This window comes from Pseudomonas sp. Z3-6 (assembly GCF_051131985.1).
Taxonomy (GTDB): domain Bacteria; phylum Pseudomonadota; class Gammaproteobacteria; order Pseudomonadales; family Pseudomonadaceae; genus Aquipseudomonas; species Aquipseudomonas zanjanensis.
On record NZ_CP071644.1, the window covers coordinates 2,889,302 to 2,914,599 of the forward strand.

At 60.3% G+C, this 25,298-nt stretch carries 22 protein-coding genes; 14 read left to right on the plus strand and 8 right to left on the minus strand.

The genetic code is table 11. The annotated features are described in order from the left end of the window. Window positions 1-609: a 3-isopropylmalate dehydratase small subunit gene (gene leuD, locus J3P88_RS13340; RefSeq protein WP_434575782.1), complete on the plus strand. Its 609-nt coding sequence runs from the start codon at window positions 1-3 to the stop codon at window positions 607-609. A gap of 38 nt (window positions 610-647) precedes the next feature. On the opposite strand, the gene J3P88_RS13345 is transcribed toward leuD, so the two are convergent. Continuing rightward, window positions 648-1,574, minus strand: coding sequence for a LysR substrate-binding domain-containing protein (locus J3P88_RS13345; protein ID WP_434576440.1), 927 nt, complete (start codon window positions 1,572-1,574; stop codon window positions 648-650). A gap of 291 nt (window positions 1,575-1,865) precedes the next feature. On the opposite strand from J3P88_RS13345, the gene J3P88_RS13350 reads away from it, so the two are divergent. From J3P88_RS13350 to J3P88_RS13360, 3 genes are all read left to right on the plus strand, one after another. Continuing rightward, window positions 1,866-3,281, plus strand: coding sequence for an acyclic terpene utilization AtuA family protein (locus J3P88_RS13350; RefSeq protein ID WP_434575784.1), 1,416 nt, complete (start codon window positions 1,866-1,868; stop codon window positions 3,279-3,281). Then, on the plus strand, window positions 3,278-3,586 hold the full coding sequence (locus J3P88_RS13355; RefSeq protein WP_186706262.1) for a DUF4387 domain-containing protein: 309 nt from the start codon (window positions 3,278-3,280) through the stop codon (window positions 3,584-3,586). Before J3P88_RS13350 ends, J3P88_RS13355 begins: the two co-directional genes overlap by 4 nt. A 78-nt stretch (window positions 3,587-3,664) precedes the next feature. After that, window positions 3,665-5,038 carry an MmgE/PrpD family protein gene (locus tag J3P88_RS13360; RefSeq protein ID WP_186706263.1) on the plus strand — a complete coding sequence of 458 codons (1,374 nt, stop codon included), beginning with the start codon at window positions 3,665-3,667 and terminating at the stop codon, window positions 5,036-5,038. A gap of 50 nt (window positions 5,039-5,088) precedes the next feature. Here the strand turns inward: J3P88_RS13360 and J3P88_RS13365 are convergent, their stop codons facing one another. Continuing rightward, the gene (locus J3P88_RS13365; RefSeq protein WP_434575786.1) at window positions 5,089-6,294 is read right to left on the minus strand and encodes a citrate/2-methylcitrate synthase; all 1,206 of its coding nucleotides are present in this window, start codon (window positions 6,292-6,294) and stop codon (window positions 5,089-5,091) included. Between the two features lie 260 nt (window positions 6,295-6,554). Between J3P88_RS13365 and J3P88_RS13370 the strand changes: the two genes are divergently transcribed. From J3P88_RS13370 to J3P88_RS13400, 7 genes are all read left to right on the plus strand, one after another. Then, a complete protein-coding gene (locus J3P88_RS13370; RefSeq protein WP_207965799.1) occupies window positions 6,555-7,844 on the plus strand; it encodes a CitMHS family transporter in 1,290 nt (429 codons plus the stop codon). An 84-nt stretch (window positions 7,845-7,928) separates the two neighbouring features. Then, window positions 7,929-9,323: an OprD family outer membrane porin gene (locus tag J3P88_RS13375; RefSeq protein WP_434575788.1), complete on the plus strand. Its 1,395-nt coding sequence runs from the start codon at window positions 7,929-7,931 to the stop codon at window positions 9,321-9,323. Window positions 9,324-9,351: 28 nt separating this feature from the next. Then, entirely contained in the window at window positions 9,352-10,380 is a 1,029-nt protein-coding gene (locus J3P88_RS13380; protein ID WP_434575790.1) for a phosphoglycerate dehydrogenase, read from the plus strand. Further along, window positions 10,377-11,744 carry an acyclic terpene utilization AtuA family protein gene (locus J3P88_RS13385; RefSeq protein ID WP_434575792.1) on the plus strand — a complete coding sequence of 456 codons (1,368 nt, stop codon included), beginning with the start codon at window positions 10,377-10,379 and terminating at the stop codon, window positions 11,742-11,744. Before J3P88_RS13380 ends, J3P88_RS13385 begins: the two co-directional genes overlap by 4 nt. Window position 11,745: 1 nt before the next feature. Next, on the plus strand, window positions 11,746-12,072 hold the full coding sequence (locus tag J3P88_RS13390) for a DUF4387 family protein (protein ID WP_434575793.1): 327 nt from the start codon (window positions 11,746-11,748) through the stop codon (window positions 12,070-12,072). After that, window positions 12,069-13,052, plus strand: coding sequence for an alpha/beta hydrolase fold domain-containing protein (locus tag J3P88_RS13395; protein WP_434575795.1), 984 nt, complete (start codon window positions 12,069-12,071; stop codon window positions 13,050-13,052). Before J3P88_RS13390 ends, J3P88_RS13395 begins: the two co-directional genes overlap by 4 nt. Then, window positions 13,049-14,317, plus strand: a complete 1,269-nt coding sequence (locus tag J3P88_RS13400; protein ID WP_434575796.1) for a lipase family protein — start codon at window positions 13,049-13,051, stop codon at window positions 14,315-14,317. The genes J3P88_RS13395 and J3P88_RS13400 overlap by 4 nt, the downstream gene beginning before the upstream one ends. Window positions 14,318-14,866: 549 nt before the next feature. Here the strand turns inward: J3P88_RS13400 and J3P88_RS13405 are convergent. Continuing rightward, a complete protein-coding gene (locus J3P88_RS13405) occupies window positions 14,867-15,355 on the minus strand; it encodes a hypothetical protein (protein WP_434575797.1) in 489 nt (162 codons plus the stop codon). A 400-nt stretch (window positions 15,356-15,755) separates the two neighbouring features. On the opposite strand from J3P88_RS13405, the gene J3P88_RS13410 reads away from it, so the two are divergent. Then, complete coding sequence (locus tag J3P88_RS13410) at window positions 15,756-16,961, plus strand: DSD1 family PLP-dependent enzyme (protein ID WP_434576444.1); 1,206 nt, start codon at window positions 15,756-15,758, stop codon at window positions 16,959-16,961. Between the two features lie 28 nt (window positions 16,962-16,989). Here J3P88_RS13410 and J3P88_RS13415 read toward each other — a convergent pair whose 3' ends face one another. From J3P88_RS13415 to J3P88_RS13430, 4 genes are all read right to left on the minus strand, one after another. Continuing rightward, window positions 16,990-18,207 carry a multidrug effflux MFS transporter gene (locus tag J3P88_RS13415; protein ID WP_434575799.1) on the minus strand — a complete coding sequence of 406 codons (1,218 nt, stop codon included), beginning with the start codon at window positions 18,205-18,207 and terminating at the stop codon, window positions 16,990-16,992. 398 nt (window positions 18,208-18,605) lie between these two features. Then, complete coding sequence (locus J3P88_RS13420) at window positions 18,606-19,532, minus strand: sugar ABC transporter substrate-binding protein (RefSeq protein WP_434575801.1); 927 nt, start codon at window positions 19,530-19,532, stop codon at window positions 18,606-18,608. An 81-nt stretch (window positions 19,533-19,613) separates the two neighbouring features. Beyond that, window positions 19,614-20,405: a TIM barrel protein gene (locus tag J3P88_RS13425; protein WP_186704759.1), complete on the minus strand. Its 792-nt coding sequence runs from the start codon at window positions 20,403-20,405 to the stop codon at window positions 19,614-19,616. Next, a complete protein-coding gene (locus tag J3P88_RS13430) occupies window positions 20,402-21,424 on the minus strand; it encodes a Gfo/Idh/MocA family oxidoreductase (protein ID WP_186704760.1) in 1,023 nt (340 codons plus the stop codon). The genes J3P88_RS13425 and J3P88_RS13430 overlap by 4 nt, the downstream gene beginning before the upstream one ends. A 184-nt stretch (window positions 21,425-21,608) precedes the next feature. Here J3P88_RS13430 and J3P88_RS13435 point away from each other — a divergent pair, with 184 nt between their 5' ends. Both J3P88_RS13435 and J3P88_RS13440 read left to right on the plus strand, forming a co-directional pair. Continuing rightward, a complete protein-coding gene (locus J3P88_RS13435) occupies window positions 21,609-23,609 on the plus strand; it encodes a sigma-54 interaction domain-containing protein (RefSeq protein ID WP_434575803.1) in 2,001 nt (666 codons plus the stop codon). Between the two features lie 97 nt (window positions 23,610-23,706). Further along, window positions 23,707-24,759 carry a M28 family peptidase gene (locus J3P88_RS13440; protein WP_434575804.1) on the plus strand — a complete coding sequence of 351 codons (1,053 nt, stop codon included), beginning with the start codon at window positions 23,707-23,709 and terminating at the stop codon, window positions 24,757-24,759. Here J3P88_RS13440 and J3P88_RS13445 read toward each other — a convergent pair. Continuing rightward, the gene (locus J3P88_RS13445) at window positions 24,728-24,997 is read right to left on the minus strand and encodes a hypothetical protein (protein WP_434575805.1); all 270 of its coding nucleotides are present in this window, start codon (window positions 24,995-24,997) and stop codon (window positions 24,728-24,730) included. The genes J3P88_RS13440 and J3P88_RS13445 overlap by 32 nt on opposite strands. Window positions 24,998-25,298 lie beyond the last annotated feature (301 nt).

Below are 25,298 nucleotides of genomic sequence, written 5' to 3' on the forward strand. Positions count from 1 at the left end.
ATGCAACCTTTTGAAACCGTGACTGGAAAAGCCGCGCCTTTGCTCGCTTCCAACATCGATACCGACGTCATCATGCCCAAGCAGTTCTTGAAAGGGATCGATCGAAGCGGGTTGGATAAAGGCGTGTTTTTTGACCTGCGTTTCCTTGAGTCCGGCGAACCCAATCCAGATTTCATCCTCAACCAACCGGCCTGGAGCGGGGCCAGTTTCCTGGTGGCCGGGCCCAACTTTGGCTGTGGCTCCAGCCGCGAGCATGCGGTATGGGGGCTCAAGCAACTGGGGATTCGAGCACTGATCGGGACAAGCTTTGCCGGTATTTTCTATGACAACTGTCAGCGTAACGGCGTGCTTGCGATACAGCTGTGCGAATCGCAGTTACAGAGACTGGCTCGCGTCGTGAGCCATGGGGCTACCGCGACGATCAGCGTCGACCTGCCGAATCAGCGGATCTGGCTGAGTGAGGGCTCGGTCATCGAGTTCACCATCGATGCGCTACGCAAGCAATCGTTGCTGTCGGGGTTGGACGCCATCGGCGCGACCTTGCAGCGGGCGGCACAGATTCGTGATTTCGAAGCGCGTCACTACGCAGACAATCCGTGGCTGGACTGAGTGCCCAGGCGCACCTGCCCGCCACCGCTGCCGGGCGCTCAAGCGAGGGCGAGGGCCTTGAAATGCGCTTCGAAGAATTCGATGCAGGCCCTTAGCTTGGCGGACTGGCTGAGCCGTGTCGGGTAGACGGCCCAGACATCGGCACTCTGGGCATGATCGGGCAGCACATGAACCAGTTGTCCACTTTCAAGCAGGGGCTTCACGTCCCACAACGAGCGCAGGATGATGCCTGCGCCACTCAAGGCCCAGCGCAACACAATCTCGCCATTGTTCGATGAAAGTGGGCCGGTGACGCGGATGGATTCTTCAATGCCGTCTTTTGTCAGGTTCCAGATGCCAAAGGCGTTGTTATGCTCCTTGAGCACCAGGCAATCATGCCGGGCCAGATCCTCCAGGGAGGTCGGGATGCCGCGCTTTTCCAGGTACCCGGGGGTTGCACAGAGCACCCTGCGGTTACTCACGAGTTTTTTTCCCAGAAGTTGTTGGGGAAGGTCGTAGCCCACCCTGATTTCGAGATCGAAGCCTTCATTGACGATATCGACCATGCGATCAAATACGTCCAGGCGAATCTCCAGTCGAGGGTACCGCTGCGAAAGCGCGGCAATCGCGGGTGCGACGTGGTTACGACCAAAACCGAAAGAGCTGCAGATATGCAAACTCCCCTGCAATTGCTGGCGGGAGTCGGTCAACTCGCTGATGAAGTCATCCATATCCCCCAGCAGTCGCGTTGCGAAGACGCGGACACGTTCGCCGTCGTCGGTCAACGCGACACGCCGGGTCGTGCGATGCAACAGCTTCGCGCCCAACGCGGCCTCAAGGACGGAGATCCGCTTGCTGACATAGGCCGGGGAAAACCCCAAGGCCTCGGCAGCATTGCCAAAGCCATTTTTCCGGATCACGGCGAGGAATACACGGAGGTCCTCCGGCAACAGGGATTGTTCTCGAGGGTGAGGCTTGCGTCTCATGGTCTGGACTATTCCAATCATAATTGTCGGAGTCAGTTTGCGATGTAGGCGCCAAACGTTCATGCGCTGCAATGAAAATGCCCATCGATGGCGCCCCTCAGGCAAGTTTTTAACACACCCGCTTGAAAATAAAAAATGGGTCTGGCGCTCTGGCGCGATATTAATCGGGTTATGCCTGGAGTGCCAAAGTTACAGTGTGTTTGTTAATGATATATGGATAAATTCTGTCCACTTGTCAGCGCAATTGCAGCCATTATTATTGGCGCACTGAGTGATCTGAAAGAGGTTGTCATGGCGCAGTTATTTGAAGGTTGCGTAAAAGTGATCGTTCCCTGTGGTTCTTTGGGGGCGGGTGTTCGAGAAGAAGAAATTGTTTATGGATTGGCTGCTGGCGCGCAAGTAATCGCCACGGACGCAGGTTCAACGGATAGCGGCGCGGCCTATCTTGCACTTGGAAAGTCCAAGAACAACCGAGGCGCAGTAAAGCGTGACCTGACGATATTAATGAAAGCGCAGGCGCGATCCGGCGTACCGATCATTGTGGGGACCGCTGGGCAGGCGGGCGGTGACCTCAATCTGGACTGGACCCGTGATATCGCCTTGGAAATCGCCAAGGAGTTGGGCGTATCGCCGAAAATCGCACTTATCTACTGTGAGCAAGACAAGGACATCATCAAGAAGCTCAATGCCGAAGGTCGTATCAAGCCGCTCCCGCCTCATGCCGAGCTGGAAGATACAACGGTGGACAGCTGTGAGCACATTGTCGCGGCATTGGGAGTAGAACCCTTTATCGCCGCCCTGGATGGCGGTGCCGATATCATATTGGCCGGCCGCGCGACCGACACCGCCGTCATCGCCTGTTATCCCATCTGGAAAGGCGCGCCGTGGGGGCCGTCCTGGCATGCCGGCAAGACGGGTGAATGCGGCGTGCAGTGCGCCGTCAACCCCACGCTTGGATCGGGGATCTTGCTGAGTATTGATGCCAATGGCTTCGAAGTGGAGCCGTTGAGCCAGGACAACCAGTGCACGCCCCATAGCGTCTCGGCCCATATGCTGTATGAGAACAGCGACCCGTTCCGGTTGGTGGAGCCTGGCGGTATCTTGAATGTTGCCCAGGCGCGTTATGCCGATTTGAATGGGCGTGCCGTTCGGGTAGAAGGCTCACGCTGGGAAACGATGCCCTACACGATGAAGTTGGAAGGGGCCGCCGCCGGTTTATATCAAACGATCATGTTGGTGGGCATCCAGGACCCGGATGTGCTCAGCGATGTCGATGGGTTTCATGATCGGCTGCTGGAAGCGCTTTACACAAGAGCCCGCCAGTCCATTCCAGCCGAAGAGTTGGGTGAGTTTCATATTTCCTTGCGGATGTATGGATGGAATGGTGTCACCGGGGTAAAGCCGCCTGTCGGAACATTACCGCCAACTGAGATAGGCATGTTGTTTGTTGCCACTGCCGCGACTCAGGAAATAGCCAATACCATTGCCCATGCGTGCAATCCTTACTTCTTTCATTACCCCAGTGTCATGGGCAAGGAATTACCTTCGTATGGATTCGCCTTTACACCGGCGGATATACCCCGGGGCCAAATTTATGAGTTCAAGTTGAACCATGTGGTGCAACTTGAGAATCCCATGGCGTTGGTACGTCTTGAATGGATCGATTTGTCGGACAGGCCAATGGCGATGAAGGAGCTTGCACAATGATCAAGTTGCGTGATGTTTGCCGGCATGTCCGTTCCAAACAAGCGGGGCCGTTCTGGATTACGTTCGATATCTTTTTCAGTGGCCGCGAAAATTTCGAGCGTTATGCCGATTGTGCCGCACTTTCCCCGGCGCAATTTGCCAGGCTCTACGGCACCGATCCCGAACGGGTCAAGCGCATTGCGGTGCCGGACCTGGAAATGGTCAAGATTTCTTATCCCCGTGCAACGCCACAAGGCGGCATGGTCGAGCGCGACATGCATGCCGGCCAGCAATACGTCCGCTTGCTTGACGTGGTCATCGACTGAGACGGCGGCACCGCGTCGCGCCTTGATCTGGTCGCCTCATGGACGAGGCCCGGTCCACCTATTCAACCCGAGGTACTTATGACGGACTCGACCGTAGCGATGCGGCTTGCACGCTATGCCCATGCATTCAGAAAACAGCACCTGCCCGAAGCGATCATCCACCTCGTACGCCAGCGCTTTATCGACAGCCTGGCGTGCGTGCTGGGTGCCTACGGAGCTGACCCGGTAAAGGCCGCGGTGTGTTACGCCGCCGCCAATCGCGCCAAATCATCCAGCGTATTCGGCACGCACCTGCAAACGACCCCGGAAATCGCGGCGTTCACCAATGGCCTGATGGTTCGTTTCCTGGACTATAACGACGGTTATATGGGCCTGGAGCCCGGCCATCCCAGTGACAACATCCCAGCCTGCCTCGCCCTGGCGCAAGCTGAAAACGCAACCGGGGCGGAACTGATTTCGGCCATCGTCCTGGCCTATGAAATCCAGATGCGTTTGCAGGATGCGGCCAGCTTGAACAAGCGGGGCTGGGACCACGTCAATTACATCAACGTCGCAATGGCTGCGGCGGCTGCCAACCTGATGAAGCTGGACGTGGCGCAGACGGAGCAGGCGATCAACATTGCCGTGAGTGGTCACTTGGCCATGCGCCAGGTGCGCAGTGGAGCATTGTCCGACTGGAAGGGCTGCTCCGCCGCCAACGCCGCGCGCAACGCCATTTTCGCCGCCCAATTGGCGCGCCATGGCATGACGGGACCGTCGCCGGTGTTTGAAGGAGAGATGGGGTTCTTCAAGCTGGTTTCGGGTTCGTTCGATCTGGATACCCGTCGTTTCGGTACGCCGGACAATGGCGACTACGCCATACGACGCTCGTTGACCAAGACATTTCCCACCAATGGCGAGCTGCACACCGCCGTCTGGGCTGCGCTGGATATCCGCAAGCGCATCGATGGCGTGGAAGATATCGCTGCCATTACGATCGCAACGTCTGAATTCAACCGGCGGGTGTTGGCCGATACGCCTGAAAAATGGTTGCCGAAGACCCGGGAAACAGCAGATCACAGCCTGCCCTACAACGTGGCTCGGGCCTTGCTCGATGGCGACATCACGGTGGATTCGTATCGCCCTGAAAAGATTGCCGACCCGGCGGCGATTGCCTTGATGGACAAGGTCAGTGTTGTCGAGGATCCGGCGTTGACCGCACTGTTCCCACGGCATCTGGCCAACCGTGTCTGCGTGACCCTGGTGTCCGGCGAGCAAGTCGTGAGTGAGATGATCACCGGGCCCGGGTCAGTCGAAACGCCGATGACCGATGGCGATTTCGAACGTAAATTCCGGCGCATGGCCATGCCGCATATCGACGCATCGGCACAAGCTGAAGTGCTCGGCTTCGTTGCTGGTCTCGAAAAGCAGACCGAATTCACCTCGCTGTTTGCGGCGATGGCCGTTTCATAGCCAGTCTGTCGCTCCAATGGGCGCTTCCCAGAGGCGCGACCGAGCGGGGATTAACGGCGGGCGGTCTCGCTCGCCGTAGGCAACGTCCCTACGTAACGAGCGCGAGGACGGGCGTCGTGGTGCTGGTTGTATTGCTCGCTGGCATGGGCTATCCAGCCGATCAGGCGACCGATCCCCGCCAATGAAATTTCCTGTCCATGCAGCCCTAACTTCTGGCCGATGAAGCTCACCAGCAGGATGAATTCCGGTGGGTACGCCACGAGTTCCGAGGCCACCGCAAACGCTTTTTGCAGTTTTGCGAATTCGCTGTCGCCCTCGAAGACGACCGTCAACGCCGCCATGAGATTGCTGGCGCGCGGATCGTTGATGGCATGCACATTGGGGCCAAAGCCGACGATGTGTCCGTCCTGGCTGTAGCGCTGCAATATAGGTCGCGCAGGGTCTACAGCGGTGCAGATTTCCTCGATCATCCTGCTGGCGGCTTCATTTCTTCCAAAAGCGATTCTGTGGCCCCGGGCTGCGGCAAGCCCGGCAATGACCGCGTAGTAGGGGGTGGCGCCGGTCGTGGCGGCGACACGCACGCTATGGGCGGTGTGGTCCAATTCATGGTCGATACTGAGGATCAGCAGGCGGCGGATCAGGTCGGCGTACGCCGGTGGGGCGCCGCAGGCCTGGGTGATGAATTCATGCAAGGGTTGCGTGCTCGGACCGGTCGCGCCCACCACCAAGGCGGCAAACCATCGGACGACATCGGCGCCAGTACGCGCGTAGCTGTCCGTGGAAAGGTCGAAGGCCTTGGGGTTTTCTCTTTGGACCAATGGGAAAAGCGCGATGGCTTTTTCCTGGGCGGACATGTGTTCGTAGATGTTCAGCAGCTTGACACTGTCCCTCGGCACACGGGGCAGTGACGTGCCGAACGCAGACGGCACTTGCCAGATCAGCTCGGCGACGTCTTCAACCGTTGCGCGGTCAGCAAGCTCGACGACGTCATGGCCCCGGTAAAACAGGCCATCATCGGTGATCAGCGTAATGGCGCTGTCCGACGGCGACGAGCGCTTGGGCGCGTGCTTCTCTCCCGCCGGACGCTTGACCAGGCGCTGGATGTCTTCGGCCCAATAACGGCGCTTGGGCGTACCCGGGATCTTGAGGGAGCGGATATTTTTGCGGCTGACGTAGGCGTACAGCGTCGGCAGGCTGATTCCGAGTAGGGCTGCCGCCTCTTCTGCCGAAAGGTAGAGGTCTTCTTGTTCTGGCATGACGAATCCGGGCAAGTTGATTGGAAAGGCGTACATATTTATTAAGTATACGGTCATTTCGTCAATGTCTACAAAGCAGCATTTTTTTCTCTGTTGCGTCTTGAGTCATTTGTCCAAACCGACGCGGTCGATGGCGAATATTGACGAAAAAAATCAAGATTTACAGGCTTTCACCCCCTATGTAGATTTCGAGTGCGCAAAAGTTGTTCACATTGATTTTTGATGGCGTCGATAACAATAAAAACGAAAAGGTGAAACGCATGGCTTGGTTAGGTTTCGCAATGGTCGTCACGTTTATGGCATTGATCATAAGCAAGCGACTGTCCGCTGTGACGGCACTCATCCTCATTCCGGTTGCTTTCGGGCTGGCCAGTGGGGCAGGGCCGGAACTGGGTGGGATGGTGATGGGCGGCGTCAAGCAAGTAGCGCCCACCGCACTGATGTTGATGTTTGCAATCCTGTATTTCGCAATCATGTTTGACGCCGGGCTCTTCGAGCCGGCGGTACGGCGGATTCTGCGGTTTGTCGGCAATGATCCTCTTCGCGTTGTGTTGGGCACCGCACTGTTGGCCACTGTGATCTCGTTCGATGGGGATGGCGCGACGACGGTCTTGATCGTCACCACAGCATTCCTGCCGCTCTATCTGCGCCTTGGGATGAACCCGCTCATTCTGGCGTTGATGCTCCTGCTGACCAATACGGTGGTGAACCTGATTCCCTGGGGAGGGCCGGTCGCCCGCGCCGCCAGTGCCCTCCATCTCGATGTGGCGGACATGTTCCTGGGCCTGGTACCGGCCATGTTCGCGGGGCTTGCCTATGCATTCGTCGTCGCGTTCTGGATCGGCCGCAAGGAACGGCGCCGCTTGGGCTGGACGCCCGGTCACCAAGACGTTGCACCGCAGGAGGTCGCCTTGCCGACCGTGCAATCCGAAACGCAGCGGCCGAAGCTGTTCTGGGTCAACCTGGCGCTCACCGCCGGGCTCATGTACGCCATGGCGACAGGGCTGGCACCTTTGCCCATGTTGATGATGGTGGGCTTTTCCCTGGCGCTGCTGATCAACTATCCACGCCTGTCGGAACAGAAGGCGCGGGTGGCGGCTCATTCTGAAAGTGTCCTGATGGTCATCGCCCTGATCTTCGCTTCAGGTGCGTTCACCGGGATTTTGTCAGGCACCGGAATGGTCGACGGCATGTCGGGGAAAATCGTCCAGCTGATTCCCGACGGCGGCGGACAATACTTCGGCATCATTACCGCCTTGGTGGCCTTGCCGCTGAACTTCCTGTTGTCCAACGACGCGTTCTTCTTCGGCATCTTGCCGGTACTGGGGGCGGCGGGGGCCGAGTATGGTATCGACCCGATGCATATAGCCCGTGCGTCAGTATTGGGGCAGCCCGTCCATGCACTCAGCCCATTGGTCGCCGCGGTGTATCTCATCAGCGGGATCATCAAGCGCGACATGGGTGATATGCAACGCTATTGCCTGCTGTGGGCCATAGGCAGCAGCCTTGTCCTGATTGTCACGGCGGTAATTACCCGGGCGATTATCTGATCTGTTAGTTCTCTGTGCCGAAGTTTCAAGGACGCCAGCTCGCGTCTGCTCACGTCAAAATAAAAATAATAGATGAGGTGGTCGATGAAATCGATTAACGCCGTCGCTATGACGTTGCTGTCGACATTGTTTGTGTCTGATGTTTGTCTTGCGGCAACCATCAGTAACCCCGACAGGTTCCAGCATGAAGGCAAGTTGAATGCTTATCTTCGCTCGATGTATATCAATACGCGGATATCCAACGATTTGATCGAAGATCGTTTTGGTGGTTTTCCGGACGGCGCTGAGTTGGGCGGGACAGGGGTTGGCGCGATCCTCGACTATAACTCCAGTTACTGGGCCGGCGTTGTAGGGTTTGATGCCTCGTTGTATGGCGTGGCGATGATCGACTCCAAAGACAATGGGCGGGATTTATTTGACGACAGCGATGGCACTAACGGTGGCTTTGCAAAAGTCGGCCAGGGTTATTTCAAGTTGCGTTACGAGGGCGACGGCTGGAACGCCGATTCGCAAATAGGCCGGGGCCGGTTCGATGCGGGGACGTTGGTCACGCTCGACACCCGGATTGTGCCGGGATCCTATCAAGGAGGCCGGGCCCACCTGAACTTCACCGAGATGGGCATCGGCCCGCTGCCCGGTACGTTGGGGTTTGAAACCGCCTACATCAACCGCACGTCTCCTCGGGACCGGGAAGACTTCGAACACCTGCTGAGCCAGTCGGGAGAGGAAATAAAGGACCTCTACACCTACGGCATTAAATACGATTTGAAGGCCATCGAACTGGGTTACGACCATGGTGTATCGCGGGACTTCAATGAGAACACCCGTTATGGTCTGACCCTGAAAGCACCCCTCGGCGATAAAGCCGGCATTGTATTGGATACTCAATATTATGAGTTTGAAAAAGCCGGGCGAATCTGGGAACGCGACTGGCAGGCCGGCGAGGCCGCTTATGACGATGACGCGACGTGGCTGAACATCAATGTAGGTTTATTACTCGATAAGCTTCGCTTGGGCGTTTCATTTTCCGAGACCAAAGCCGAGTTGACCAGCGGACTGGGCTACGCCTATTTCGATCATGGTGATAACGTCGACGGCAAGATGGACGCCTGGACACGTTCCGGAAACGACTTTAATAACGACGGCGAACGCACCTGGCAAATAGGCGCCGAATATGACTTGAGCGGACATTCGTTATTAGGCGCTTCGCTGGACGGTTTTAAAGTCATGACCATTTACAAGCAAGGTGAGTTTGACGCCACGGACCCTTTCAGTGGCCGACGCACCGACGTGCGCGAACGGCAGAACGAATACCGTCTTTATTATCGCTTCGACGAAAAGGAGTATTCCGGACTTTCCGTGGGTTTGATTTACATCGATTACCGAATCGACCAGGACTTTGTCGCCTTGGTGTCCGCCCAACCCGACAACGTGGTCACTGGCTCGGAAGCCCGGGTGTATCTGGATTACGCATTTTGATTGCCGGACATATATCGAGAGGCCAGTGATGTCTAAACCTCGCCACACCCTAGTGGTTACACAGCGGTTTTTCGATGCAGAAACCGTGCACTTCCTGAAGAGCCACGGCTGTAACGTTGTTATTGCGCAACTGGCTCAGGGGCAAGCGGATGGCGACCTGAGTGAACGCCAGTTGCTCGATCTCCTGGAAGACGCCGACGGTTGGATCGTCGGTCACGCGAACGTCACGTCGAGCCTGCTGAGTAGGCTCCCGCGCCTGCAAGTCATCGCCCGTCGTGGCGTGGGCTACGAGCGAGTCGATACGGCGGCGGTGGCGGCGGCAGGGAAGGTGGCGACCATCGCCATCGGCGGCAACGACGCCAGCGTCGCAGACCACACCGTGGCGTTGATGCTCGCCGTGTGCCGCCAGCTCAAACGCTGCCAGTTGGGGTTGTCGGCCAATGACTGGTCGATTCCCTTGGGAGGCGATTTGTACCGCAAGACCGTTGGCGTCGTCGGCTTGGGCCGGATTGGCCGGGGTGTACTGCAGCGCTTGTCCGGGTTCGAAGTCAAGCCGCTGATCTACACCCCTCATCCAGACAACGCAGAGGTCGAAGGTATCCCCCGAAGCTGTTTTGTCGACCTGGAAACGCTGCTTGAGGAAAGCGATTTCATCACCCTCCATGCACCGCTCAACCGCCATACCCATGGGTTGATCGATAGCCGTGCGCTGAAGCGGATGAAACCTTCCGCGGTGTTGATCAATACCGCGAGGGGTGGGCTGGTGCGGGATGCGGATCTGCTGTGGGCCCTGCGGGAAAACCGGTTGGCCGGGGCAGGGCTCGACGTATTCGAAAGCGAGTCGGAGCCGGTGCTTTCGGCGGTGACTGAACAACTCATCCAACTCCCCAACGTGATCGTGACGCCCCATGTCGGCGCCTCCACGGTCGAGGGACTCAATCGTACCAATCTGATAGCCGCGCAATGTGCGGTGGCTGTACTGGAGGGGCGTAGCCCGCCTGGCCATTGCGTCATCGCTGACGGACGTCGCTCTACAGACTTGAAGGAGAATCCATGAATACCCCGATTAAAGTGCTGACGCCAACGGGCGCCATTGGCACCGGTTTCCCACGGGCGGCGTTTGACCAGGCGCTGCTGGAACGACCGGACGTGATTGCAATGGACGCGGGGTCTACCGACTCTGGTCCCCATTACCTCGGCACCGGCACGACCAAGGCTTCGGCCTCGATACTGCGGGCCGAGTTGCGTGTGTTCATGCAGGCGCGGGCGGAACTGGGCATCCCGCTGATTATCGGCAGTTGCGGCACCTGTGGTTCCGACGCAGGGGTCGACCTGATGCGCGGTCTGTGCGAGGAAATCGCCGCCGAACTCGGTCAGGCCGTGCGCATCGCGAGCGTCTACAGCGAGCAACCGGCAAGCGTCGTGAAACAAGCGTTGGCGCAGGGACGCATCAGACCCTTGCAACTCGATCACATCGACGATGCCCTGGTCGAACGCTGCTCGCGCATTGTCGCGCTGATGGGCGTGGAGCCTTTCATGCATGCGCTCGAAGACGGCGCGGACATCATCCTGGCAGGACGTTCCACCGACACGGCGGTGATGGCTTCGCTGCCCATCCTGCGCGGGGCCCATCAGGGCGCCGCCTGGCATGCCGGAAAGATCCTGGAGTGCGGCGCGTCCTGCACGACCACGCCCGCCAACGCGGTGGTAATGGCCGCGATCGACGACACGGGATTCACCATCAAGGCCATTGGTGAGGGCGCCCGGCTCACCCCGCGTTCGGTCATGGCCCACATGCTGTATGAAAACAGCAACCCCTACGTGCTCGTCGAGCCCGGCGGCGTACTGCACGTGGAGGGGGCGGTCTACACCGCGTTGGACGAACAGACCGTGCGAGTCGAAGGTTCGGTCTGGACGCCAAGCGAAGACTACACCGTCAAGTTGGAGGGGGCGGCGCCGTGCGGCTTCCAATCGGTGGTCATGAGCATTGTCCGGGATCCGGAATACGTCGAGCGCTTCGATGAGTGGCTGGCCTATCTGGATTCGGTCATGCGTCAGCGGGTCGAAAAGCACCTGGGCATCGGCGCCGATGACTATGACTTGCAGTTCCGCGCCATTGGCAAGGATTCAGCCTTGGGAGCGCTTGAGTCACGGGTGGGCACGCCCGTGGAAATCGGCGTCATGGCCATCGCGACGTCGGCGACCGCCGAGCGCACCCAGGACATGGTCGCGCTGCTCAATCCTTACCTGTTGCACTTTCCGTTACCCGGCGACAAAGACCTGCCTACCCACGCGTTTCCTTTCTCGCCGGCCTCGATGGACCGGGGCGTGGTGCATGAGTTCGTGCTCAGTCATGTGATGGTCGTGACGGATCCGCTGGCACCTTTCCGGTTTGCTATCAAGACAGTCGAGGGCGCGTGAGATGAACACACTGCAAACATTGGGTTATGAGATCCGCTCCAAGAACGCCGGGCCGTTTTCCCTGACCATCGATGTGTTCTGCAAGGACGCGGACACCTTCGCGCAACTGGCCGCGGAGCCAAAGTTGCAAGCCCCCGCGATTGCCGAGCTGTTCCGCAGGCCTGCGCAGTCGATCAGCGTTTTTCCCATCGAGGCGTTGAACGTGATCAAGATCAGCCTGCCGCGTCCAGTGGTTCAGGGCGCCTTGCAGGACCGGGACATGCACGGGGCTCAATGGGCGTTCATCCTGCTGGACGCACTTGGAACCGGTGAGGACCCCCGGCCATGAGTTGCGTTGCAAGCGGGGCGGCGGGTTCACCGCCGCCGGTTCACCCTGACCTGGTGGCCGTGGCCACGACGCTGCGCGAACAAGGGCTGCTACCGGTTGTCCAGGGGGACGTGCAACGTGTCCGGGCGCAACTGGAGCGGATCGATGCCTGGGCGGCGCGCCGCAGCGTGCCGCTGTCCTATGAGCGCACCTTGGGTTTTGCTGTCGATGGCCGAACGGTGCCCTGCAAGCTCTATTGGCCGGAGGGCGATGAGACGCCTTGCTTGATGTTCTACTGCCATGGCGGAGGATTCCGTCACGGTTCGCTCGCCGGCTGGGATGCACCGCTGCGCCAACTGGTGCGTGACAGTGGCCTGGCGGTGCTGTCCATCGATTATGCGTTGTCGCCGGAATATCGTTTTCCGGTGGCGTTCAACGAAGTGGTGTCGATCGTCAGCCGGGTGATCAAGCTCGGGGCTATCACCGATTGCCCGGTGCGCGGTTATGCCTTGGGCGGGGATTCGGCAGGCGCCAACCTGGCCTTGGGCGCTGCACTTGCGCTACGGGATACAGGGTGTGATGGGGTGCGGCAGTTGCTGCTGTTCTATGGCAGTTACTCGCGCGACCTGGGCTCCGATTCCTGGCGAAGGCTGGGTGGGTATGGGGGGCAGAATCTGTCGGTCGAGACCATGAGCGCCTACTGGGCGAGTTACCTGGTCGATGATGAGGATGACTGGCGGGTACAGCCGATCATCGCTGACTTGGCCGGCCTGCCACCCGTGCGATTGGTGGTGGGCGAACTGGACCCGTTGCTGGATGAAAACCGGGAGCTGGCGGATCGGTTGGAACGCGCGGGCGTGGCGACCCACCTGCAAGTGCTTGCGAACATGACCCACGGGTTTGTCCGATTCAATGAGGTGGCGCCGGTCGTGCGCGATGTGATCGGTGCGCAGGGCAGCGCTTTGCGCAGGGCACTTTGCGCTCAGGCGAACTTCCCATGAACCTGTTCCGTATCGCGAATTTTGCGCGGATCTGCCTCGGGATATTCAGCGTCATGACGGCCAACGCCTCGGCGGCAGGCACGCTCCCCGTCGGTCCTGACGCGGGAGACAGGGAGCTGTCGGCGTTTTATCGCTGGCCTGAAGCAATGCCCGCGCTGCCCGGTGTGCTGCTGCGAAGCGAGACGCTGGCGGTGCCGCCGCAGATGCCCGCCGCCGGGCAGGCTTTGCGCCTGCTCTATAGCTCCACCGACGAGCGCTGGCACTCCGGACTCGTTCCGGTCAGCGGGGCGTTGTACCTGCCGGTTGGACAGCCACCGCCGCAAGGCTGGCCGTTGCTGGCCTGGGCCCACGGAACGCTGGGGATTGCCGACGCCTGCGCACCGTCCTGGGCTGGATGGCGCGAGCGTGATGGGGCGTATATCAATCGTTGGCTGGCGCGCGGGTTCGCGGTGGTCGCCACCGATTACCAGGGCCTGGGAGGGCCAGGGCCGCATCCCTACACGTTCTGGCAGGCCGAGGGGCGCTCTGTCCTGGATGCGATTCGCGCTGCGCGTACCATCAGGCCAGGCCTGATTGCCAATCGCATGTTTTTGGCCGGGCAATCCCAGGGAGGAGGGGCGGCGTTGGGTGCGGCGATCCTGGCCGGTGGTTATGCGCCGGAGCTGCCTATCCGCGGCGCAGTAGTCACGGCCCCGAACAGCACATTTCCCCATGGTCCCATTGCGTTGCCGCCGCGCCAGTCCAATACGCTGTTCCTGGCATTGGCGTCCGGCGGCTTGCGCGAGGACGGGCCACGGGTCGAGGACATCCTTACGACCAGAGGCCTTGAACTGCTAAGTGTTGCCCGGGAGGGCTGCAGTCGCGACATTGCCCGCAAATCCAAAGCGTTGCAGATCGATTCGTTTGCCGAGCTTTTGACCATTTCCCCCGAGGCATTGATGGCGGTGCGCATCCCCTCGACCGACATGCCACAGGCATCGATTGGATTCCCGTTATTCATCGCCACCGGCCTGGCTGATCAAACGATCACGCCCGTGCGCCAATATGCGGTCGCCACGGCGTTGTGTGCCGCTGGCAACCCCGTCACCTGGCGGACGTATGAGGGCCTGGGGCATGACGGGGTGCTGCATGGTTCATTGGACGATGCATTTGCCTTCGTCGAGGCCCAACTCGACGGACCGGGCCATGGCTCGAACTGTTCCACACTGCAAAGGCCCGGTCCGCCGGGTGAAAGGGATGCTGCAGCGTCGTTTAACGACGATTGAATTTCCCCTGTGGGAGCGAGCCTGCTCGCGATGGCGGAGGGTCAGTTTGCAGTGATGTTGGATGTGCTGACACCTTCGCGAGCAAGCCCGCTCCCACAATGGTCCTGAGCTGCATGCAAAGCTAAGGAACACTCAATATCCCCTGTGGGAGCGGGCTTGCTCGCGATGGCGGAGGGTCAGTTTGCAGTGATGTTGGATGTGCTGACGCCTTCGCGAGCAAGCCCGCTCCCACAATGGTCCTGAGCTGCATGCAAAGCTCAGGAACACTCAATATCCCCTGTGGGAGCGGGCTTGCTCGCGATGGCGGAGGGTCAGTTTGCAGTGATGTTGGATGTGCTGACGCCTTCGCGAGCAAGCCCGCTCCCACAATGGTCCTGAGCTGCATGCAAAGCTCAGGAACACTCAATATCCCCTGTGGGAGCGGGCTTGCTCGCGAAAGCGGTGGGGCAGTTTGCAGCGATGTTGGATGTGCTGACACCTCGCGAGCAGGCTCGCTCCCACATTAGATCCGGGTTACGACAGGGAAGGCTTTGCCGAGGCCGCTTGGTCTCAGGAAGCGTCCTGCTGATAGGTGCAACCCACATAAAGGTCGCTGTCCTTGTTTTCGGTGGAGACCACCCGTAGGGTCGCGCCGTTGTCGAGGTTGCGCTGGTAGTCCACGTAGCCGTCGGTATCCAGGGTCTTTTCCAGTTTCAGGGCGCTGGCGAGTTTTTCCGCATCGGCCTTCGGGTTGCTGCTCTTGGTCTGGAGGAAGAAGCTGAAGCGGTCGGTCATCACCAAGGTGGTCGACGACACGCCGTGCACTGACAGCGCCGCAGTGGCCTGCCAGGCGCCACCGCCCCACGGGGTATGGGCTTCATCCTTGGCGAGTGACACTTGCTCGGCGTCCACCAGGCCGTTGAATTCGCTGACCTGCTGCGCACTGGCCTGGCACTGTGCCAGGGCCTTGAACAGGTCGCTGTGGCTCGGGGTGGCAGCCAAGGCAGGGGCGGTGGACAGGCACCCGGCCAGGGCGACGAGACCAAGAGAAATTTTCATGAAGACATCCTTGCTCAGTTGAATAAAAGTCGATGGGTACCCGAGGTGAATGGCAACGGGCATCAGCCATGAACGGCGGCATGGGCGGCTGGGCTGCGGTCGCAAGCTTGCCATTGCGCAGGTGAATAAGCCATCGGGGTGTCTTTGGAAAAAACTCAGGGGGGCTCATAAACGCGTCGCGCCAGTCGTAGCCGCTCTCCAAGGAGGGCACCGCTTTTGGGCATCGGCAAAGCGTGGCCGCTAAAGCCCCCTTTCTGGCCCCGCATAACCTCAACGATGGCGCAGCGCTGCCGTAACGTGCACCTGATTGCGCATGTGGAGGGGCGTCCTGATGAACCGTAGAACCTTTATGCTCGGTACCGCGGGAGTGGGGGCCTTGATGGCAGGGGCGGGGGCGCTGTTGCGGCCGGGCGACCGGGGCGGTCCCTACAACGATTACTTCCGCGCGTTGAATCAGGAACTGAAGACCCATGGGCCGATGCGGCCCGTGATGCTGATTGACCTCGACCTGCTCGATCACAACATCAATGTGGTCATGCAATCGGTCAAACGTGCCGGCAAACACTTGCGCCTGGTGGAAAAATCCCTGCCGTCACCGGGGTTGCTGGCGTATATCGCCAAACGCACCGATACCCGGCGGCTGATGTCGTTTCACCAGCCGTTCCTCAACCACGATGCGCTGACTTTCCCGGAATCTGACATCTTGCTCGGCAAACCCCTGCCGGTACGCTCGGCTGAGTTGTTCTATCAAACCCACAAAGGCACCTTCGACCCTGCCAGGCAACTCCAATGGCTGCTCGACACGCCGCAGCGGCTGATGGATTACCGGGCATTGGCCCAGGGCCTGGGCATTCGGTTGCGGGTCAATATCGAGCTGGATGTCGGCCTGCACCGCGGCGGAGTGTTTGATCAAGCAGTGCTCGGCGAGATGCTGACGCTGATCAGCGCCCATGCGCAGCATCTCGAATTTGCAGGCTTCATGGGGTACGACCCGTTTGTCGGCATGGGCGTGCCCCGGGTGCTCGGTTCGTCCCAGGCCTTGTTCGACCAGGTGATGGTCATTTACAACGGTCATGTGAAGTACGTGCGGGAACACTTCCCGGCGCTTTGGCATGATGGGCTCACGCTCAATACCGCCGGCAGCCCCAGCTACCGCATGCATGAACAGGAACGCTTGAGCAGCGAAGTCTCGGTGGGGACGGCGTTCCTCAAGCCGACTCACTACGACCTGCCATCCCTGGCCGAGCATGTGCCGGCGGCCTTTATCGCAACGCCCGTGTTGAAGAGCACCGGCCCGGTGAATTTCCCCGCCCTGGATGGCAAGTCCCGATTGTTCTCCTGGTGGGACCCGAATCAGCGCGGGACATTCTTCATCTACGGCGGCAACTGGATGGCCGAGTTCGAGTCTCCCTCGGGGCTGCAAAGTAACGAGCTCTACGGTCGCAGTTCCAATCAGGAAATGGTCAACGGCTCGCCGACGGTGGGGCTGAATGTCGAAGACCAGGTATTTTTAAGGCCAACCCAGACCGAATCCGTACTGCTGCAATTTGGCGATTTGCTGGCCGTGCGCGGGGGGAAGATTGTCGAAACCTGGCCCGTGTATTGATCGTTGCCTGTGACGTGTTTGGCCGTGATCAAATCTTGCCCCGCAGCAGGAACAACACCAGCGCGACCAGGCAGGCCGTCGCCTGAATCCCACCCAGTGTGGTCATCGGCGCGAAGCTCAAGACCGAGGCCAGCCAGGTGGCCAGCGCAGCCGCCCCCATTGAAAGAAACCCCAGCAGGGCGGAGGCCATCCCGGCTTCCTTGCCGAAAGGGCCCATGGCAATGGCCGTGCCCAGTGGATTGGCCAGGCCCATGCCCCAAAGGAACGTGATCATCGAAAGGGCATACCACCACAGCCCGGGCTCGGTCGGACCGACCAGAAGCAGGCCGCCTCCCATCATGGCGCAGGTTATGCCCAGCAGCGTGACGATCCGGGCGCCAAGACGATGGGCCAGGCGCGGCGCCGCCATGCCGGCGGCGAACACCACAAAGACTGTCGAGGCGAAGTACAAGCCGGTCTGCACCGATGTCAGGCCGAAGCCTTGCATCAGGATGGCGGGCGCCGCCGCGAACGAGGCGAACAGGCCGCTCAGCAGCAGGCCCATGGACAGGGCCGGGAGGATGAAGCGCTTATCCACTGCCAGTCGGCAATAGGCGAGTACCACGCTCCTGGCCGAGTGGGGTGCGCGGCGATCGGCGGGATGGGTTTCCCCCAGGTCGCGCACGTAGAAAAACGCCAGTGCAACAGCGGCCAGTCCCACCAGGATGAAGATGGCACGCCAGCCGAGCGTGACGGCCAGGACACTGCCGGCCAGCGGCGAAAAGCCCGGTGCCGCGGCCGTGGCGATCATTGTCAGCGACAGGGCGCGGGCGAGTGTCTCGCCTTCGAACAGATCCCGGGCAATGGCCCGCGACAGCACCGAGGCTGCGCACACGCCCAGTGCTTGCACGACGCGTCCGGCGATCAGGACGTCGAGGGTGCTGGCAAAGCCGGCGATGACGGTGCCGACAACGAACACCGACAGCCCGCCCAGCACCAGCTTCTGGCGTCCGTAGCGGTCGGCCAGTGGACCGACCACCAGTTGGCCCAAGGCGAAAGTGATGAAGAAGCTGGACAGCGTCAGGCCGAGCTCGCGAGCGGTCACGCCCAGGTCTTCACCGATCGCCGCAAACGCCGGGAGAATGATGTTGGTGGAGAGCATGCTGATCGCCGCCAGGCCGGCGAGCAGCGCGACGATTCTGCCGGTCAACGGTTGGCTGGAGGTGTGTTGCGTACCGGCAATCGCCAATGAAGTTCGGGCTTGCATACGTCATTTCCTGCGCGTGTGATTGACGTGGACAAAACGTTGATGCCCAACGCGCCGACTTCAGTTCGCGAAGCCGCCGTCGAGTTGATATCCACATGATGATCGTAATATTTTGACTAAATATGATGATCGTCATCTCAGTCGTCAAGCTAAATATCGGGAATGCGCAGGTGGGACTGATGAGGGGCAGTGTGTTGCCCCCCTTTGCCAGCTTCATGGCGATGTATCTAGTGGCCTGTGTGGCTAATTCGTGCACTCAACTTCGGCGCCAGAACTTGCCAGTCTGCGTTGCCATTCCTCGCCGTAGCGGGCTACGACTCGTCATGGCGCCTTGCCTGGCAAGCCCTGGCACTCGAATTTGAGTACTCGAATTAACCGTACAGGCCACTAGTCGCAGGTTATTTGTAATGTTGCTCGAACACTGCCAACTGCTCAGGCTTGATCAACTGGAAGGGCACCCAGACGTCCGTTTCCACTGGCTCGCCCTTGATCATCTTGAGGGCTGCCTGTACCGCGCTGGTCGCCTGGGCCTTGGGGTCCTGGAATACCGAGGCGACCAACATCCCGCGCTTGATCGCCGCCAGGCCGTCCGGCAAGCCGTCGATGCCGACAATCGCAACCTCGCCCTTGGCTTTGCCGGCCTGCTGCAAGGCCATGGCGGCACCGATGGCCATCTCGTCGTTGTTGGCGATGATGGCATCGAAACGACTCCCGGCCAGTAACCAGTTGCTGGTCAGGTCCATCCCTTTGTTGCGCTGCCACTCGGCACTTTGCTGCTCGACGATCTTGATCCCGGGATAGTCCTTGAGCACCTGCTTGACGCCTTCGGTGCGGTCGTGGGTAGCGTTTTGCGCCAGGTCGCCCATGATGATCGCCAGGTTGCCCTTGCCGCCGAGTTTTTCGGCCAGGTAGCGCATTTGCAGTTGTCCGGCCTCGATGTCATTGGAGGCCACGGTGACGACGCCTTTGGGCAAGGTGCGCTCGTCCGGGTGACGGTTGACGTAGACCAGCGGCATCTTCGCGTCGACCGCGGCGCGGGTGATGTTGGCGGTGGCGGAGGTGTCCACCGGCAGGACAATGACCGCGTCCACTTGCTGGTTGATGAAACCCTGGACCTGGTTGAGTTGGCGCACCACATCGCCCTGGGCGTCTTCGAACTGGATCTGCACGTTTTCCTTTTTCGCGGCCTCGTCCAGGCCGTTACGTACGTAGGTCATGAAGTTGTCGTCGACCCTGGCGATGCTGACGCCGATGCGATAGTCGGCGGCGGCCCATTGGCTGAACAGCAACAGCAGGGTGGCGAAAAGCAGTGTGCAACGACGCATGATGATTATCCTTTTGTTGTTATGGGTTGAAACGTCACCAAGAACTGAAAATCTGCCGCACATGTTGAGTGCGTCGGGGCTTTATCCATCAAGCGTGAAGGCTTGCCTGAAACGCTCGAGCGCGACCTCGCTGTCACCGCTGGCCCAGCCTTCCAGGCCGACGACACCGCTGTATCCCATGCCGAACAAGGCCTTGGCAATGGCGGGATAGTGGATCTCGCCGGTGCCGGGCTCCCTGCGCCCCGGGACGTCGGCCACTTGGATTTCGCCGATGGCGCTGCCGGCGCGCTGGATCAGTTCGATCAGGTTTCCTTCGCCGATCTGGGCATGATAGAGGTCCAGGTTCATCTTCAAGTGCGGGCTGCCCACGGCCTCGATCAGCGCCAGGGTATCGTCAGCGCGGGCGAAAGGCGTGCCCGGGTGGTCGACCTCGGTGTTGAGGTTTTCCAGCAGGAACACCCGGCCCGCGTCTTCCCCCAGGCGAGCGATTTTTTCCAGCGTCTTGCAGGCGCTCAACCACATGCGGCCGGTGGTCTGGGCCACGGGTTTGACCGGCAAGCCCTGATCACCCAGGCCGGTGCCGTGCAGGTTCAGGCTTGGGCAACCCAATTGAGCGGCGACGGCCAGGGATTCCTGGGCGCTGTCGAGCAACTGTCGGATATCGTCGGGGTCGGTCAGGTTGCCCGACAGGTAGCCGGTCATGGAGGTGAAGTCCGCGCCCGTCGCCACGAGGGCCTGGATGTCCTTGGTCGCCCAGTTCCATATCTCGACGCTGAAGCCCAGCGCGTGGATGCGTCTGACCCGTTCGGTAAAAGGCAGGTCGAGGAAGACCATCTCGGCGCTGATCGCCAGTTTGAATGGGATGAAACTCATGACAGCGCTCCTTGCACGCGCACCGTCTTGCCCTGTTGGAAGGACTCGATACAGGCGCGGGCAATGGCCAGTGCTGCCCGGGCATCTTCACCGCTGGCCAGCGGTTTTTCGCCGCTGCGCACACAACTGGCGAAGTGATTGAGTTCGGCCACGTAGGCATCACGCAGTAAGTCGGTGTCCATGCGCTGGGTGTCGGCCTGGACCCCATTGGCCAGGTACCGCAGCAAGTCGGAATCGTTGACGTTGCCCATGGTCAGCATGCCGGCGCTGCCGAACACTTCGCCGCGGACATCGTAGCCATACACGGCCTGGAAATTGGCCTCGGCCGTGGCGATGGCGCCATTGTCGAAGCGGATCGTGACCACCGCGGTGTCGAGAAAACCTTTGTCCTTGTAGGCGGGGGCGATCAGGGCATCGGCCATCACAAAGACCTCAACCGCCTCGGCGCCCGGGTTCAGGTAGCGCAGGGTGTCGAAATCATGGATCAGGGTTTCCAGGAAGATCACCCATTGCGGCGACGCGGCCGGGTTGTTCAGCGCCGGATCCCGGGTCAGTGAGCGTAGCAGTTGTGGCGTACCGATCCGGCCGGCCATCACATCCAGATGAGCGGTGCGAAAGCTCTTGGCAAAACGTCGGTTGAAGCCGACTTGTAGCGTCACCTGTGCATCGGCAGCGGCGGCGATGGCGCGGTCCGCTTCATCCAGGGTGATGGCCATCGGTTTTTCACAGAACACGCTTTTGCCGGCCCGGGCCGCGCTGATCACCAGCTCGGCATGGCTGCGCGCCGGCGCGGCAATCAGCACGGCGTCGATGTCCGGGTCATCCAGCAACTGCTGTGGGGCGGTATAGATCTTCTGCACGTCCAGTTCTGCCGCCAGGCGTGCGGCTTGGCCGGGGGTAGGGTCGGCGATGGCGGCGAGGCACGCGCCAGGGATGTGCCGGGCGGCGGTCAGGCCGTGAAAACTGCCCATGCGGCCGGCACCGATGAGGCCCAGGCGGAGGGTCTTGGATGTACTCATGAATATGACTCCCTTTATTGTTTTTACGACTCGGCGGCAAGAATGTCCTCGTCTGTTCATGCAGGGAGCAAGGGCTGTGCCAATGGTTAACTTATTGATATTTAATGGTTTTTATTTGAATCAATGTTCATGTTGATGACATGTCTATACTGACATGTCGAAAATATGAACATATGGCCGAACCATGGATCAGCAACCCATAGCATTGAGCGACGAAGACCGCGATTACCTCACCACGCTTGGCCCAGCGTCGTTGAACGACGGGCCGGGCACGGCGCTGGAGGAGGCCTGGCGAGCGTGCTGGCAAGGGCAGACCGAGCGCCCAGTCGGGATCCGCCGGGTGATCTGGGAATCCTGGTTGCGCAGCGTCAGTGCCGGCCTCGATCCGGAAGACGGCGCGTACCGTTTTGTCGCGCCCGCCGACCTGACCGCGACACTGGCTGCCAACCGGGAGCTGATCGCTGCGGCGGCGCAAGTCATGCGCGGTTTGCTCGCCTATAACCCCAGGGGCCATATCAACCTGACCGATGCCGAAGGCACCACGTTGTATTTCTGCGGCCTGGACCTCACCCCCATCGGCAGTCGACTGCTGGAGTCGGTGCAGGGCACCAATTGCACCGGGCTGGCAATCGTCGAAGATCGCTTGGTGTATGTGCTGGCCGAGGAGAATTTCGGGCTTGGCCTGCGCCAGCGCCGTATGCATTGCGCCGCCGCGCCCATCCGCGATGCCCAGGGCCGGACCCTGGGCATGTTGACCTTGACGGCCGAGCCAGGCTGGTTTCACTTTCATACGCTGGGCACCGTCCAGGCCGCAGCCGAGGCTGTCTCCAGGCAGATGACCCTGCAGGCCTTGCTGGAAGAACAACAGACTGTGCTTGAGGTGCTCAACGAGGGCTTGGTGGTATTGGATGAGCGCGGCTGCATCAAGGCCCTCAACCATTACGCCCGGCAGTTGTTTCGCGTCGGCCATGACCTGCTCGGCAGTCCGTTCCAGAGCCTGGGGCAGAGCGAATTGACCGATGCGGTCCTGCTCGGGGGCGGCGACGGGGTGCGTGACTTGGACTGCACCTTTGAACTGCACGATCGCAGCCATCTGGCTTGCCTGGTGTCGGTCTGCCCGTTGGCGCAAGGCGGGCGGATCGTTTCGTTGCGCGAGAACCGACGCATCCGGGAAATCACCCGGCGGATCATCGGCACCCAGGCCAGCTACACCTTTGAAACCATCCTGGGCCGCTCGCAGGCGATCCAGGATGCAATGCACTTGGCGCGGATTGCCAGTCGCAGTGATTCGACCACGCTTATCCTCGGCGAGAGTGGCACGGGCAAGGAGCTGTTCGCCCAGGCTATCCATAACGCCAGCGATCGTCGTGGCGGGCCTTTCGTGGCGGTCAATTGCGGCGCGATTCCGCGAGACCTGGTGCAAAGCGAGCTGTTCGGTCATGTCGAAGGCGCTTTCACCGGGTCGGCTCGCGGTGGGTCGGCCGGCAAGTTCGAACTGGCCGATGGTGGGACAATCTTCCTCGACGAAATCGGTGACATGTCCTTCGATGCGCAGGTCAGCCTGCTGCGTGTCTTGCAGGAAGGTGAGGTGACACGGGTGGGTGCGAAAAAATCGCTGCGGGTCAACGTGCGCATCATCGCTGCCACCCACCGCAACCTGAGCCAGGCGGTGGCCGAGGGGGCTTTTCGCGAGGACCTTTACTACCGGCTCAACGTGCTGAACCTGACGGTGCCGCCATTGCGGATGCGTCGCGAGGATGTGCCGTTGCTGGCGCGGCATTTTCTCGCGCGTTGTGCCCGGTCGCTGCGCAAGACGATGCAGGACGTTTCGCCAGTGGCGCTGGATTTGCTGGGCGCCTATCACTGGCCGGGCAATGTCCGTGAGCTGGAAAACGTCATTGAACGGGCGACGAACCTGGCAATGACCGAACTGATCCAGCCGAGTGACCTTGCGCTGGAAATCAGGCAGCGCGGGCGACCCTCGATCTGGGCAAATGTGCCAGAACCGCGGACGGCGCCGGACCTGGGCACCCATGAAATGAACGCGATCATTGCCGCCCTCAAGGAGACGCGCGGAAACATCCGCCTGGCTGCCCAACGGTTGAACGTGTCGCGCGGTGGCTTGTACAACAAGATGAATCGATTCGGACTCAAGATCGAAACGTTCCGTTCGGGGCTGGATTGACCGGTCATGACCGAGCGAATACCGATTTGAACGGACGGGAAACAGGTGGGGTCTACGCTGTTCAAGGGTCGTGACGGGAACCTATCTGATGCCTCCAATGAGTATCCAGCCTTTGCTCGAAGAATTGCTTCTGGCCCGCGGCCCCGGCGGGCAGGAAGATGAAGTCCGGGAAATATGTCTCAGGGAACTGGGCAAGCATTGTGATGAGGTCGTGGTCGACGAGGCCGGCAACATCCGGGGACTGATCAAGGCGTCGGATGAGTCTTCGCAAGCACAGCCCATCAGGGTCATGGCGCACCTCGATGAAATTGCCATGATCGTGAAGAAGACAAGGCCCGACGGTAACTTGGAAGTCGTGGCGCTGGGCGGTGCCCAGCCCATCTGTTTTGGTGTTTGTCCGGTGGACATACTGGGTGATAACCAATGCCTGCCCGGCGTACTGTCTTATGGTTCCATGCACAACACCGGTGGTTCCGCCCAGGGGCGGGATGTGCTGTCAGGGGCGGTGCAGTGGAGCGACGTCCATGTCATCACCCGCTGTTCCCAGGAGGAGCTGACCGCCGCCGGTATCCGGCCCGGCGTGCGCGTGGTGCTCAGCCGGCACTGGCGCCGGCCGTTCCAGGTGAAAGACACGGTCGCCGCCCACTTCCTCGATGACCGGGCGCCCTTGGCGGCAGTGATCACCACCGCACAGCAGCTGAAAAGCAAAAGGCAAGCGCTCAAGCAAGACGTCTGGTTCGTCTGCACGACACTTGAGGAAGAGTCCAACGCTGGTGCGCTTTATGCCGCGGCCCGCGTGCCGGGCGACACCACCATCGCGGTCGAGGTGGGCCCGGTCCTGGAGGAGTACGGAACGGTTTTATCGGCAGACCCAATTATCAACACCGGGGATCAAAAGGGTTATTACACCCGCTCTGTCGTGGATGCCCTGGTCAAGGCTGCACAGCGCTCGGGCTATCACCCACAAGTTGCGCTCCTGGTCGATTTCGCCTCCGATGCGAGTGCGATCATGAGTGCGGGAGTGGCCGCGCGAGCGGGGTGCATCGCCATTCCAACGGAAAATACCCATGGCTTTGAAATGGTGCTTCATGAAGGCATCGTTGCGTGTGCGGCGACACTCACCGAATACCTGATCCATCCCATGGCGTGAAGACGCGCGCCTGGCCGGCCATGCCTACTTCGAACTGGCCGGTCGCAGCCTGCCGCGGCCCTTGCCGGACAGCCCCGAGCCGGCCCTGCTGACCCAGCGTCGGCTGCTTGGCGACCATTACCTCAACGGCGCTGCGTTGGCCGATGGACAAGGCACTGGTTTGGGCGGGTGAAGGTCCATGTTCGGCGGCGGAGGCAATGCTGTTCGCTTGAGGCTTGAGGCTTGAGTCATGAGTCATGAGTCATGAATCATGACTCATGAGCCTTAAGGTACGAGCCATTGTGGATGAGTCATTGTGGCGAGGGAGCTTGCTCCCGCTGGGCTCCGTAGGAGCTGGCGAAGCCTGCGATCTTTTGATCTTGATTTTTCGCTCTCGACTCAATTGTCAGTAGAAAGATCGCAGCCTCGTTGCACTCGACAGCTCCTACACCCCAGCGGGAGCAAGCTCCCTCGCCATAGATGTATTCAGTAAGGGGGGGCGACATCAAGGTGGGGCTGGTGAATGACCACCAGGCTCGTCTCGTTGTAGGCGTGGGACT

Bases quoted from the DNA above. Each gene is read 5' to 3' on its own strand.
- leuD (WP_434575782.1), top strand. From the start codon at position 1: ATGCAACCTTTTGAAACCGTGACTGGAAAAGCCGCGCCTTTGCTCGCT.
- J3P88_RS13345 (WP_434576440.1), bottom strand. From the start codon at position 1,574: ATGAGACGCAAGCCTCACCCTCGAGAACAATCCCTGTTGCCGGAGGAC.
- J3P88_RS13350 (WP_434575784.1), top strand. From the start codon at position 1,866: ATGGCGCAGTTATTTGAAGGTTGCGTAAAAGTGATCGTTCCCTGTGGT.
- J3P88_RS13355 (WP_186706262.1), top strand. From the start codon at position 3,278: ATGATCAAGTTGCGTGATGTTTGCCGGCATGTCCGTTCCAAACAAGCG.
- J3P88_RS13360 (WP_186706263.1), top strand. From the start codon at position 3,665: ATGACGGACTCGACCGTAGCGATGCGGCTTGCACGCTATGCCCATGCA.
- J3P88_RS13365 (WP_434575786.1), bottom strand. From the start codon at position 6,294: ATGCCAGAACAAGAAGACCTCTACCTTTCGGCAGAAGAGGCGGCAGCC.
- J3P88_RS13370 (WP_207965799.1), top strand. From the start codon at position 6,555: ATGGCTTGGTTAGGTTTCGCAATGGTCGTCACGTTTATGGCATTGATC.
- J3P88_RS13375 (WP_434575788.1), top strand. From the start codon at position 7,929: ATGAAATCGATTAACGCCGTCGCTATGACGTTGCTGTCGACATTGTTT.
- J3P88_RS13380 (WP_434575790.1), top strand. From the start codon at position 9,352: ATGTCTAAACCTCGCCACACCCTAGTGGTTACACAGCGGTTTTTCGAT.
- J3P88_RS13385 (WP_434575792.1), top strand. From the start codon at position 10,377: ATGAATACCCCGATTAAAGTGCTGACGCCAACGGGCGCCATTGGCACC.
- J3P88_RS13390 (WP_434575793.1), top strand. From the start codon at position 11,746: ATGAACACACTGCAAACATTGGGTTATGAGATCCGCTCCAAGAACGCC.
- J3P88_RS13395 (WP_434575795.1), top strand. From the start codon at position 12,069: ATGAGTTGCGTTGCAAGCGGGGCGGCGGGTTCACCGCCGCCGGTTCAC.
- J3P88_RS13400 (WP_434575796.1), top strand. From the start codon at position 13,049: ATGAACCTGTTCCGTATCGCGAATTTTGCGCGGATCTGCCTCGGGATA.
- J3P88_RS13405 (WP_434575797.1), bottom strand. From the start codon at position 15,355: ATGAAAATTTCTCTTGGTCTCGTCGCCCTGGCCGGGTGCCTGTCCACC.
- J3P88_RS13415 (WP_434575799.1), bottom strand. From the start codon at position 18,207: ATGCAAGCCCGAACTTCATTGGCGATTGCCGGTACGCAACACACCTCC.
- J3P88_RS13420 (WP_434575801.1), bottom strand. From the start codon at position 19,532: ATGCGTCGTTGCACACTGCTTTTCGCCACCCTGCTGTTGCTGTTCAGC.
- J3P88_RS13425 (WP_186704759.1), bottom strand. From the start codon at position 20,405: ATGAGTTTCATCCCATTCAAACTGGCGATCAGCGCCGAGATGGTCTTC.
- J3P88_RS13430 (WP_186704760.1), bottom strand. From the start codon at position 21,424: ATGAGTACATCCAAGACCCTCCGCCTGGGCCTCATCGGTGCCGGCCGC.
- J3P88_RS13435 (WP_434575803.1), top strand. From the start codon at position 21,609: ATGGATCAGCAACCCATAGCATTGAGCGACGAAGACCGCGATTACCTC.
- J3P88_RS13440 (WP_434575804.1), top strand. From the start codon at position 23,707: ATGAGTATCCAGCCTTTGCTCGAAGAATTGCTTCTGGCCCGCGGCCCC.
- J3P88_RS13445 (WP_434575805.1), bottom strand. From the start codon at position 24,997: ATGACTCATGACTCAAGCCTCAAGCCTCAAGCGAACAGCATTGCCTCC.